Origin of the sequence: Clostridium sp., from assembly GCF_047718555.1 — a bacterium.
In the GTDB taxonomy this organism is placed as follows: domain Bacteria; phylum Bacillota; class Clostridia; order Clostridiales; family Clostridiaceae; genus Clostridium_I.
Window position 1 is genome coordinate 12326 of sequence record NZ_JBDNRK010000026.1, and the last position, 12944, is coordinate 25269.

10 protein-coding genes, 3 tRNA genes and 1 pseudogene are annotated in these 12944 nt (G+C 28.1%); 11 read left to right on the top strand and 3 right to left on the bottom strand.

The features are described 5' to 3' along the window. Positions 1 to 6: 6 nt before the first annotated feature. Together ABF633_RS11755 and ABF633_RS11760 are read right to left on the bottom strand one after the other, a co-directional pair. The gene (locus tag ABF633_RS11755; protein ID WP_415523940.1) at positions 7 to 1329 is read right to left on the bottom strand and encodes an ABC transporter permease; all 1323 of its coding nucleotides are present in this window, start codon (positions 1327 to 1329) and stop codon (positions 7 to 9) included. Beyond that, positions 1319 to 1999, bottom strand: coding sequence for an ABC transporter ATP-binding protein (locus ABF633_RS11760; RefSeq protein ID WP_415523941.1), 681 nt, complete (start codon positions 1997 to 1999; stop codon positions 1319 to 1321). The genes ABF633_RS11755 and ABF633_RS11760 overlap by 11 nt, the downstream gene beginning before the upstream one ends. A gap of 536 nt (positions 2000 to 2535) precedes the next feature. Between ABF633_RS11760 and ABF633_RS11765 the strand changes: the two genes are divergently transcribed. From ABF633_RS11765 to ABF633_RS11790, 6 genes are all read left to right on the top strand, one after another. Continuing rightward, positions 2536 to 2626 (top strand) — tRNA-Ser (locus ABF633_RS11765). 30 nt (positions 2627 to 2656) lie between these two features. Beyond that, positions 2657 to 2747 (top strand) — tRNA-Ser (locus ABF633_RS11770). Positions 2748 to 3033: 286 nt separating this feature from the next. Continuing rightward, positions 3034 to 5184, top strand: a complete 2151-nt coding sequence (locus ABF633_RS11775) for a metallophosphoesterase (protein WP_415523942.1) — start codon at positions 3034 to 3036, stop codon at positions 5182 to 5184. 229 nt (positions 5185 to 5413) lie between these two features. Further along, the gene (locus ABF633_RS11780; RefSeq protein WP_415523943.1) at positions 5414 to 6565 is read left to right on the top strand and encodes a YibE/F family protein; all 1152 of its coding nucleotides are present in this window, start codon (positions 5414 to 5416) and stop codon (positions 6563 to 6565) included. Positions 6566 to 6574: 9 nt separating this feature from the next. Then, complete coding sequence (gene srtB / locus ABF633_RS11785; protein ID WP_415523945.1) at positions 6575 to 7276, top strand: class B sortase; 702 nt, start codon at positions 6575 to 6577, stop codon at positions 7274 to 7276. A 105-nt stretch (positions 7277 to 7381) separates the two neighbouring features. Continuing rightward, positions 7382 to 7458: transfer RNA gene (locus tag ABF633_RS11790), tRNA-Arg, on the top strand. Positions 7459 to 7692: 234 nt separating this feature from the next. Here ABF633_RS11790 and ABF633_RS11795 read toward each other — a convergent pair. Next, a pseudogene (locus ABF633_RS11795) lies at positions 7693 to 7944 on the bottom strand (transposase); the annotation flags it as partial. Between the two features lie 46 nt (positions 7945 to 7990). Here ABF633_RS11795 and ABF633_RS11800 point away from each other — a divergent pair. The 5 genes from ABF633_RS11800 to ABF633_RS11820 all read left to right on the top strand — a co-directional run bounded on the left by ABF633_RS11800 (position 7991) and on the right by ABF633_RS11820 (position 12510). Then, complete coding sequence (locus ABF633_RS11800) at positions 7991 to 8221, top strand: hypothetical protein (RefSeq protein ID WP_415523946.1); 231 nt, start codon at positions 7991 to 7993, stop codon at positions 8219 to 8221. Between the two features lie 350 nt (positions 8222 to 8571). Beyond that, positions 8572 to 9024 carry a methylglyoxal synthase gene (locus tag ABF633_RS11805; protein ID WP_415523947.1) on the top strand — a complete coding sequence of 151 codons (453 nt, stop codon included), beginning with the start codon at positions 8572 to 8574 and terminating at the stop codon, positions 9022 to 9024. Between the two features lie 815 nt (positions 9025 to 9839). Beyond that, complete coding sequence (locus ABF633_RS11810; protein ID WP_415523948.1) at positions 9840 to 10727, top strand: fatty acid desaturase; 888 nt, start codon at positions 9840 to 9842, stop codon at positions 10725 to 10727. Positions 10728 to 10960: 233 nt separating this feature from the next. Continuing rightward, entirely contained in the window at positions 10961 to 11479 is a 519-nt protein-coding gene (locus ABF633_RS11815) for a DUF2127 domain-containing protein (protein ID WP_415523949.1), read from the top strand. Positions 11480 to 11970: 491 nt separating this feature from the next. Beyond that, entirely contained in the window at positions 11971 to 12510 is a 540-nt protein-coding gene (locus ABF633_RS11820; protein ID WP_415523950.1) for a Chromate resistance protein ChrB, read from the top strand. The last annotated feature ends 434 nt before the right edge of the window (positions 12511 to 12944 follow it).

Sequence of the window (12944 nt, forward strand, 5' to 3'; positions counted from 1 at the left end):
CCTTCCTTATGAATTTAATGCATCTACAGGATCCATCTTTGAAGCCTTTATTGATGGATAGATACCAGCTATTATTGATATTAAAATTGAGAATAAAAGAGAGCCTAATATAAGCCAGGAAGGCATGACAAAATTAATTGTTTCTTTTATATTTTTACTTTGTAAAAATATTCTTAGTGCCAATTGAATTATATTTATATTAATGGTGCTGAATATGAGTCCCATTATACCTCCGATAAAGCCTATTATACCAGACTGCATTAAGAATATTCCGTGAATATTACTTCTATTTGCACCTATAGATTTCATAATTCCTATGGACTTAGTTCTTTCATATATAACCATTACCATAGTATTTATTGTACCTACAGCTGCAACAAACAATACTATTAGTCCTAAAACTGCAAGTATAACCTTTATTACTTTAAAGGATCCTTTAATCTGTTCTATTATTTTTTGATAGCTTGAAGAATAATAGCCCATATTTTTTACTGAATTTGATATATTTGATACATTATTCATATTATCAGTATATAAATCTACAGAATCATAGCCATTAGTATCAATATAGTTTTCCTGAAGAGAATAATAACTTTTTACTTTATCTACTATATCTATTGAGGTTATTAATACATCTTTAGTTTCAAATTTATCATTTATAACTCCAATTATTTTTGCTTTAACTTGAAGTGGGGGTATAGTGATGTTGGGATTTTGTGTTTTATTTTGAATTATAGTTATATCTTTTCCTATGACACTTTTATAATCTTTTATACCCATATTATTAAGATAATTTTTACCTACCAATATCGAATTCTTATCTGAACTACTTAAATTTCTTCCCTCAATTATAGGATTTAAATTATTATTGTTATTGTCTTTTCTAATAGATTGAATTGAATCATTACTAAAAATACTATTGTTATTGTATAGGCCTACTATTTTAGTAGCATCTTTACTTTCATAATTATCTATTTTAATACTGCCAATAGGAGATGTTACATTGGCTTTTACTTCATTTACTCCAGATATGTTAGAAAGTTTTTTTACTAAATTAGTATCAATTTTTTTAAACATAGAATCTATGTCAAAATCTGAAAAATCAGTGTTTTCGTCGTCAAAATATTTCAGAGGTGCCACAGTTACTTTTTTTAATGAAGCATTATTTTCAAATTTACTTAAAATGAGATTTTCGCCGGAAGTTCCAAGGCTTACTAGAGTAACTATAAGCATAGTACCAACTGCAATTGCAAGTGCAGTAAGAAATGTCCTTAGTTTTCTCCTTCCTAGGTCTCTTGATGCCAGTTTTAATCCGTCATTAAATTTCATCTATTGACACCTCCTGAACTTGTCCGTCTTTAATTTTTATTATTCTTTTAGAGTTTCTTGCTTCCTCCATATTATGTGTAACCATAATTATAGTGTAACCTTTTTTATTTAAATCCGTTAAGAGATTCATTATAAGTTCACCATTTTTAGAGTCAAGGTTTCCAGTAGGTTCATCAGCAAAAATTATTTTTGGTTCATTTACAAGAGCTCTTGCAATACTTACCCTCTGTCTTTGTCCACCAGACATTTCAGTAGGTCTGTGCTTTATTTTATCTCCTAGGCCAACCATCTCAAGAGCGTTCTTAGCCTTTTCTTTTCTTTCTCTTCCACCTACTCCTGCAAATATAAGAGGCATCATTACATTTTCCAGTGCTGTCTGAGTATTTTCAAGATTAAAAGCTTGGAAAACAAAGCCTATTGTTTCATTTCTGTATATGGACATATATTTGTCCTTTAATTTACTAATATCTTTGCCGTCAACATAAATACTTCCTGAGGTAGGGGTATCAAGACCTCCTACTAGGTGCATAAGAGTGGATTTACCAGAACCAGAGGGTCCAACAATAGCTACAAATTCACCATCGTTTATTTTAACATTTACATTATCTAAAGCTGTAACTATTTCCTTTCCCATTTTGTAAGTTTTTGAAACATTTTTTACTTCTATCATGATATACCTCCTTAAAATTTTAAAATTTACTATTTTATTACTGCTAATGAGTAAGTAAAGCTAAATATTAATAGCAAACTAATAAACTTGGTTTTAATAAATACGTTATTGTGTTATATGTAAATAGTACACTATATAAATATTAATGTCAAATATATTTATTAATAAATATATTTGACATTAATATTCTTAGGTTGTGAAAATAAGTAATAAAGCATAGAAAATCTTTAGTAATGCTTAATTTTTTATGTAAATAATTTATATAGAATTTTAAAAAGAAATTTGTAGTAAATTAAATTTACTAAGATTATTATATAGATTGTTCATTTTAACTTACATGACTTATGGATTACAGTTATAGATTTAATCTTACAAGTTTGTAAGATTGATTTTTTAATTATATAGACGATAAGAAGTGATAAAATCCCATGGAATTCTAAAAGATTTATATTATTTTAGATTTATTATAAATGTTCATAAAAAAATTGTTGACAGCATATATATGACCTGATATAATAATACATGTCGTAAGACGTGGAAAGATGGTCGAGTTGGTTTAAGGCACCGGTCTTGAAAACCGGCGTGCGAGTGATCGTACCTAGGGTTCGAATCCCTATCTTTCCGCCATTTTAATTTAAAAGTAAATTTTGAGGGCATGGAGAAATACTCAAGTGGCTGAAGAGGCGCCCCTGCTAAGGGCGTAGGGCGGGTAACCGTCGCGAGGGTTCAAATCCCTCTTTCTCCGCCAGTAAAACATCTAACAAAAGTTAGATGTTTTATTATTTTTTGTACAAAATATTAACTTAATGTTAAGTTATGTAAAATTATGATTTTTAATGTAAATGATCCTTAATAATCATGTATAAAAATAAGTTTATAAATTATACTTTAAATAAGTTTCAATTTAGCAATAACCAAGTAAACTAATCTATAAACATAACTTTGTTCATAAATATTTTATAAGCATACATATACGATAATGTTTACTTAAGTTATTTGCTAAAAAGTACTACATTATTAGGGGGTAATATAACATGTTAAAAAGAGTAAAGAGAATAGTGGTTTTATTATTAACAACTACCATGCTATTTACAACAAGTATTACTGCATTTGCAGGAGTTACTGATGATTGGACTGAAGCTAAGCTTACAGATGCAGCTAAAAATGGAGCTTGGGATAAGTGGGTACAAACATGGGAAACAGTAAAAAAAGATCCTATAGAAATATCATTGACACCTGGTAAAAATGCAAGTGAATTGAATTTTGCTTGGTATTCAAAAGTTTCTGAGCTCAATCCAAAATTTAAAATAGGCAAAAAGCAGGATCTTAGTGATGCAAAAGAATTGACTGTAAATACTGCAGCTGCTGTTACAGGATATAATAGTAATAAAACTACAGCTACAGGACTAGAAGAAAATACGACTTATTATTATAGCTATCAGATAAATGGTGTTTGGGGAAAAGCTACTCCTTATAAAACACAAAGCACAAAGAGCTTCAGTTTTCTATATGTTGGTGACCCGCAAATAGGTTCTTCAAGTAGTAATACTGCTGAAGGTGCTGCTACAGCTCAAGGTCAAGATGCTGCAGTAAGAAATGATAGTTTTAACTGGAACAACACTATAAATTCAGCTTTAAAAGCACATCCAAATGTAAGCTTTATGCTTTCAGCAGGAGATCAAGTCCAAACATCAAGTCCAAAAAGTAACGAACAGGACATTGAATATGCAGGATATTTAAGTGCGGATGCATTAAAATCACTACCTGTTGCCACAACAATTGGTAATCATGATTCAAAAAGTCCAAACTATTCATACCATTTTAATAATCCAAATGCATCTACTTTAGGTGCAACAGGAGCAGGTGGAGATTATTATTATTCCTATGGTAATACATTATTTATAACTTTAAATACTAATAACTCAAATGTAGCAGAGCATGAACAAGTTATTAAAAAAGCTATTAGCGAAAATCCAAATGCAAAATGGCGTGTAGTAACAATACATCAAGACATATATGGATCTGGTGATTCACATTCCAATGAAATATCAGTAATTAATTTGAGATATGCTATAGTTCCTATACTTGAAAGGAATAAAATTGATGTTGTTTTAACAGGACATGATCATACTTATTCAAGATCTTTAATATTAAAGGGTGGAGTAAACGATCAGTCTAAAATGATAGATCAAGATACCTATGATGCTCAGTATGATAATGATGTAAATGGACAACCAACAACTCAAGCATATAAAGATTATTTGACTAATGTTGATGATAATGAGGCAATTCAACCGGTTACACAAGATGTTACTTATAAAAACGGAAATGTAGTAGATCCAAATGGTATATTATATATGACTGCTAACTCAGCATCAGGTAGTAAATACTATAATTTAGTACAGCAGAAACAAGCTTATATAGCTGCAAGATGGCAGGAAAATATTCCAACTTATTCTACTATTGATATTGATGAAGTAAGTTTTACAATAAATACTTATAGAACAGATAATGGAGAAAAGATTGACAATACTTATTCAATTATAAAATCTATTGATAAATCAAGTTTAAATGAATTAATTGCTGCAGGACAAGAAAAAGTTAATGCTAAAGATACTTATACTCCTTCAAGCTTTAATAAATTAGAAAAAGCATTAACAGCTGCAAAAGCAGTTTCAAGCAAGCCATCTGCTACTTCACAAGAAATTGCTGATGCTTATACAAATTTAAAAGAAGGAATTAATGGTATTGAGCAAAAAGGGGACAAGTCACAATTAAAAACTTCAATAGATAATGCAAATGCTCTATTAAATAGTGCAGTTGTAGGAACTGGCAAAGGTCAATATCCATCTGAAGCAAAAGACAAATTTAGTGCAGCAATTGCAGCAGCTAATACTGTTTTAAGATCAGATGATGCTAATCAATCAGCAGTAGATGCAGCCGTTGATACTTTAGAATCTTCAGTAGAAAGCTTCAAAGCAGCAGTTATTAAGCAAGATCCAGTTGTAACAAACAATAATCAAAATGCAACAAATGCACAGAGTTCTAACAGTAATAATACAAAATTAGAAGGTGTTAAAACTGGTGATAATTTCAATGTATATCCTATAGTTGCTGTAGCTGGTGTAGCTGTAGCAGGATTAGTTTATGTAAATAGAAAGAAATTATATAAGCTGGCAAAATAGATACTTACATTTAAATATTAATTAATAATTAATGCATATCCTAAAAATTATAAAAGATTTTTAAAACTACATTTAAAATTAGATTCAAAATAATAAAAACACTATGAGAATCAAAATTGTATGAATTTCATAGTGTTTTTAGAATTATGAGAGTTTAGTTATAAATCTTAGTTATAAAATATTTTTTGGAGAACTATGTAATTTAAATAAAACTGGAGGATATTAAATTATGCTTTCAAAAGTATTTAGTAATAAATTAACTAATATTAAAAGAATAGTTATAATTATATTAGCATTAGGATTTTTTATATTCTTATATTTTTTTAATCAAGTGAATAAAGTAGAATTAACTAATCAAAAGGGTACAAGTTTTGATAAAGCTGTGGTTGAAGAAGTTGTAAAGGATAATATACAAAAGGATGGATCACGTGTTGGAAACCAAGAGGTAAGAGTTAAGATGTTAAGTGGTGATATGAAAGGAAAAATATTAAATGCCACTAGTTTTTCAGGATATCTCTATGGAGCAGATTGTAAAAAAAACATGAAGGTTATAGTTTCATTAAGTAAATCGCAAAATAATTATGCAGCTTCTGTTTATAGTTATGATAGAGAACCAATTTTATATGGTTTTGTTGGATTATTTATTCTAATACTTTGGTTAATTGGAGGTAGAAAAGGATTTAAATCAGCTATAGCCCTTATATTTACATTTATTTGTGTAATATTTTTATTCATACCAATGCTATATAAAGGATATTCACCATTTTTAGCTGCTGTCATTGTAGGAATTTTAACTACTATAGTTACAATGTACTTAATTGCTGGTTTAAGTGTAAAGACAATAGCATCTATTTTAGGAACAGTTATGGGTGTAGTTATAGCGGGGATATTCGCCACTGGATTTGGTTATTTTGCAAAAATATCAGGTTATAATGTAACAGAAGTTGAGGAATTAGTATATTTGGGAGCTAAGGCACATTTAGATGTAGGTGGTATCCTATTTGCAGGAATACTTATAGCTTCATTAGGTGCAGTTATGGATGTCAGTATTTCAGTTGCATCAACTATAAATGAAATTTATGATAAAAATGCTGAATTAACCAGTAGAGAACTTTTTGCATCTGGAATAAATGTGGGTAGAGATATGATGGGCACTATGTCAAATACTCTTATATTAGCTTTTACTGGTGGTGCTATTAATACTTTAATTTTAATCTATTCCTATGATATGAAATATAATCAAATTGTTAATATGTATTCCGTTGGAATAGAGGTTATGCAAGGAATTTCTGGAAGTATAGCGGTTATTTTAACAGTGCCTCTAGTGTCCTTTATAACATCAAAATTACTTAAAAGTAAAGTTATGAAAAGATTTATATAGAGGTAAAATATGAATAGACGCATAAAAATCATTATAAATATAGTTTTAACTTTGGTAATAGTAATTTGTATTTTTAGTATAGGTTATAAATATTTTCAATACTATAGAGATAGTAAAAATTATTCCAAAGTTCAAATCTTTAAACCAAAGGTACAACAAAATGCTGGAGACAATTCTAATGAAGACAATTTAAAGCGTATTAATTCAGATTATAAAATGTGGTTTAGTGTTACTGGTACAGATATAAACTATCCCGTTGTACAAGGAAAAGATAATGAATTTTATCTACATAATAATTTTTATAGAGAAAAGAGCGACTCTGGAACTATTTTTATTGATTATAGAAGTAATATTGATTCAGATAAAAATATTATTATTTATGGCCATAATATGAAAAATGGAACTATGTTTAATAAAATAAATGATTTTAAAAAAGAAGATAATTTTAAAAATGGAACGATAAAAATTTTAAAGAATAATAAAGAATATACTTATGAAGTTTTTTCTGTATTTACAGTAAATGAAAATTATGCTGACTTGAAAATTAATTTTGTTTCAGATCAAGATTACATAAATTATATTAATTATTTGAAACAAAAATCTATGTATAAAAAAGATATTGAAAATAATTACAATAATATATTAACTTTATATACTTGCAGCTATGAATTTAATGGAGCTAGAACTATCGTATGCGCAGTTTTAAAATAAATAGAAAGATAGTTTTATAATTATGTTGATGACGGAGGGAACTGAGGAATTTTATTTGCATTTCTTTATGTAATGTGATAAAATCTGTTATGTTAATAATTATGTGCGTTAGTAGCTCAGTTGGATAGAGTAGCTGGCTACGAACCAGTTGGCCGGGGGTTCGAATCCCTTCTGACGCACCAGCAATATCAAGGGTTTGATAAAACAAACTCTTGATATTTTTTATTTGACGGGAGATTTTGACGGTGAATGAGATGTAAAATAAAAATCTCATTATGTATTCTTGTTTTATAAAAAAAATTATTTTTATTATTGATACGTATAAATATGATAATTTGTATATGATATTTATTAGTCCGTAAAGGTTAGAAAATTTATTTCACGGGCTTTGTGAAGATGCTTATAGCTTTTTTTTATATAGCGTTTTCTTTTTCGAGGTCTGCCATTTTCTTTTTCATTCGTCTTATTTCTTCATCTTCCGGTCTTAATTTACCCTTGCCAGGAAAAGTGTCTTCTCCATGAATTCCATATTGCTTTATCCATCTTCTAACTGAAACCTCGCTAACACCTATGTCTTTTGCTACTTGGGTTACTTTCTTCCCTTGTTCTGTAACAAGCTTAATTATTTCTTTTTTATACTCAGCTGAAAATTCTCTCTTGCTTCCCATTTCATAGACACATCATTTCTTCTGCACTTATTATACATACTTTTCTATGTGTCTATCAAATAGGGTATACTCCACTCAACAGATATTGCAAAATTCTTATGGTGGAAATAAAACTGTAATAATAAGTTCTAATCCAGTATTTTCAATAAGCATAGATGGTGCAGATAAAGATACCAAGGGTATTGTGGCAGAAATCGAAGGAGTATTGAGAAGTAAATTTGGAGATTATTTTGATAGTGAAATGAGAAAAATTCTTACACAGTTGGGATTGGCTTAATATAAGAAAAAGGCAAGAAGAGGAAGCTAAGAATAAAAATTTATTCTAAATATAGAAAGGTGAGTGGAATTTATACGATATATATTAATGATACTGATGTTAATATAGGAGAAACTTATGACAATTAGAAATTATTTTGATCCGATTGGATTAATTATTATTTTTTTATTATATATTTTTGGATTAGACTTTTTTATAAAAGGTGGTGGTGAAATTTGCCGATGTTAATATAACTAAGAAAAGACTAAGTAGCTATAAAGATTAATAAGACTAATAAATAGTGATTTTGGCTTATTGACAAATGAAATAAAATTATTTCAAATACACATTTACATTTAAGGAGGATTAGTATGGGTACAGATAGATTAGGCAGACAAAAAATGATTGCACTAATTGCTCATGATAATAGAAAAGCAGAGTTGATAGACTGGGCAGAGAATAATAGAAATATTTTATCCAAACATTTTCTATGCGGGACTGGTACTATTGCAAAGCTTATTTCTGAAAAAACAGGTTTGGAGGTAAAAGTATTTAAAAGCGGACTTATGGGGGGAGGCCAGCAGATTGGTGCCAGTATAGTTAATGATGAAATAGATTTTATGTGTTTTTTCTGGGATCCATTGACATCGCAACCTCATGATCCAGATATAAAGGCTCTTCTTAGGATTTCCGTCATTTATGATATTCCAATAGCTATGGGTAGATCTACAGCAGACTTTTTACTGAGTTCTCCACTTATGGATGAGGAGTACGACAGACATGTAATAGACTATTATAATAAAATAAGGAAAGCTAATTTCTAGATTTAAAATTAGCTAAAATACATAATACTATATACATAACTTTTCATAATATTTAATGCGATATGTGATTAAAAATTTGAAGAACTTTTTTACTGTGATTGAAGATATAAATACGATATTTCTTAATTTACAACTTCCTCAAAATGTGTACTTTAAGGTGCGTCTTTTTTTATTTTTTACCACAAGAGTATCTAAATCTAGCGTTTCTGCTAGATTTTTTGTTTTGCTTTAAAATAGGCTCGGATATATGCCTATTATGGCAGACATAAGGCTGTATAAACTTAAATATTAATTATGATTAAGAGGAGAGGATATAAATGTATAATACTACAATGGAACACGTTGATGATAATTCTATGAAGGACTGAACAAGGAGGTTTTGAAACTTTGGAAAACACAAAGAAATGTGATAACAGCAGATAACTTCATAATGAAGGTTACCTACAATGGGAATAAGGGTACATCAAAGTTCTTTTAAGAAACTTAAAATGAAACTTATATGATAATCTCAAAAGGCTTGGTATTGATGAATATAAAGCTTGAGAGGTCGCTGAATAAAAAAATATTATAAATTATGAGAACATATATTTATTTTTAAAAAGATTTGATATAATACAATTAAGAAATTGAGATAATGAAAGTAAGGTATTATCCTATAATTCCAGTTGTTTAGACAAATGAAACAATGCCAACTAATTGCTAGTAGTACTATTATTTTGTGGACATTTCTTGTTAAGAAGCACTGTTAATTATCAGAATATTCAATAATTATTTAAAATATATAAAAATTATTAATTCAAGATGGGGGAACAAATATGGAGTATATATCTAAGAATAAAATTTGTAGAGAAAAGTGGAAGTTTTATTTTGTACTCTTAGCATGGCCGTTATATCTGTTTCTAATGCCAATGGCATATAAATACATTGGCTACTTTTCAGTTATGATAATGATATTTCCTGGAGTTTATTTGTTTACTTGGTTAGGATTTTTAATGCATGAATGTTGGCATAAATATGTGCCGGAAATAAATAATAAAGTTTTTTACAAAGTTTTTTCATGGTTCTTATTGAATGATCCTCAAACATATAACCTTATTCATGGTATCCATCATTCTAAGGTCAACAGTTGGGCGGATATTGAGTTTCATTCTCTTGGTAAGATTAAAAATACTTCTCTTAGAATTTTATATAATTTAATGGAAATTATTTTTGGAATAGCCTTTGTTTCATTTGTAGTTAATAGTATACTGCCATATCATAAAGATTTTAAAAACAAATACAGTCGTAGAAGTCAGGTGTTATCTATAATTATGTACATAATAATTTATGGAGGATTGGCGTTAGCATGTCACTATGCTTTTAATGTTAAGTATTCAATAATTTTAATACTATACATTGTGAATTTGTGGATAGATTCTTTTGTACTACATCATTCCCAATTAATTGAACATGGTAATTTAATTTTGGAAGAAGATTATAGGAAAAGAAGCTTGAAAACTAGAAATTTAAGCAGCACGGGTATATTTGAGAAAATATTTCTTTTTTTAACTCATGGAGATTCTAGGGAACACGTATTGCATCATACACTTCCAGGGGTTTATTCAAGACCTTTTCCTAGAAAAGTTCCAATGCCTGCTGAAAGTACGTATATTAATTTAAAAGATTATATGAAAATACTTTGGGGTATGTTATCTGGAAAATAGGAATAATTTTTTCACCCATAGTACATTTTATAATAGATAAAGATGAGGTGAGTTTGTAAATTCAAAAAATATATGATTTACGCTGTGCTGCTTTTAACACTGGTGATTATTCAACATTAAATAATTATTACGATAATTTTGTATATTTTAATGATATTCTAATAAATCTTTAGTAAAATACAAATATTAAAATAAATAATAGATAAGATTAAATGTAAAGTTAAGGAGAAAAAATGATATTTAAAAATGAATTATCCTTGATAAATAAAAAATTTAATACAAAAAATAATATATTTCACAAAAGCTTTGAAATTGGAATATTATTAAAGGGAATCAATGGAATACTAGAAATAATAAGTGGAGTTTTATTAATATTTTTAAATCCATATAGATTAAGTAAGTTAGTTGTATTATTGACATATAATGAGTTATTAGAAGATCCAAAAGATATAATTGCAAATTTCGTTATGAGATCAAGTTTAGGATTTAATTTAAGTATTCAGCATTTTGGTATTTTTTATTTAATATCTCATGGAATGATAAAATTATTTCTTGTTATTATGTTGTGGAAGAAAAAGATGTTTGCTTATCCACTTACTATATTCTCTCTAATTTTATTCATTATTTATCAAATATACCGATATACATTTAGTAATTCAGTGTGGTTATTAGGATTAACAATTTTTGATAGTATAATGATAATATTAACCTTTATAGAATATAAAAATATTAAGGACAAAGTTTACGAATGAGTGTTGATTTATAATAAATATTTACTTTACAATCTACAGAATTCTTAAATAAAAAATATCTATACAACTAAAAGATGATTTTTGTATTATGCAAAAGTCATCTTTTTTTAGTTATTTTCACTTCTAATTCATAATTATTAGATTTATCTATGTTATGATTAAATTGTTTAAATAAAGCTAAATTTAAACTTTATCCGATGACTAGCCGCTGTAACACTCCACCGCACACAGCGAAAGCGATTCACACAAAATCTAAGATTTTGGTTCTCTGCTTTTCTAAAGGTGGAGATAACACCGGCACGTCCCTGGATAATTCATCTAAACTCAGTGGGAATACAAACTCCCACTGAGTAAGATTCATTGATAATAATCATGTAGAAATAATATTGAAATTAGGAAAATTGAATTAACACAATTTTAACGCCAAAGTGTATTGTAACAGTTATTACAACATGATAAAATACAACCAAATTTACAAAGGAGTTGGAAATATGACAGCTAATAAATGGCTCGTTATTACTTATAATTTACCATCAGAGCCTTCAAAATTACGTGTAAAAGCATGGAGAAAGCTAAAAAAACTTGGTGCTATAAATATTAACCAGTCAATGTGGGTTTTACCTTTTAGTGAAAAAAATTATTCAGTTTTAGATTCCTTATCTGAAGAGCTTGAGAATAATAATGGAGAAACGTTTATTATGCAATCTGTATTTATGGAGGAGAAATTTGAACAAAGAGTAATCGAATATTTTAATAAAGCAAGACAAATTGAATATGAAGAAATAATTGATAAATGTGAGGATTACTTTGCAGAGATAGAAAGAGAAACAAGCAGAAAGAACTTTACTTTTGCAGAGGCAGAAGAAAATGAAGAGGAATTAGAAAAACTTTTGGCATGGTTTGAAAAAATAAAATTAAGAGATATTTATGGGTCATCCTTAAGAAAGTCTACTGAGGAAATGTTAGAAAAATGCAAAAATGTATTTGAGGAATTCAATAATAAGGTTTATGAAAATGAAAGAGAAGACTAACAATCAATTCTAATTGTTTTTGCCAGTATATATTTAAATATAATAAAAAATCCTCTTTTTGATATATAGAAGTTTTCTTTGATGTCATCAATATTAAAAGGAGGATGTCTAAGCTCATTTCATTATCTTTAAGTACTCATGTCATAAATATTTTGTGCAAATATATTTATAATTAGTCTAATACAGTTATAACTATTGGAGATAATAAATCACAGTTAATTTCAGAGAAACAACACACATCTTTTTATCAGTTCATATATTAAATTTTCTACAATATCGCTTAACAAAGGTTAACCAGGAGTTAACGAAGATTAACTTGTAACACTTGTTACATATTGATATAATTTAGCATGTAACAGACGTTACAAGGAGGTGTGCATAGTTTTCAGTTAGAAACAAAATTGGAATAATACTTTTTATATTTTAAAATTTGT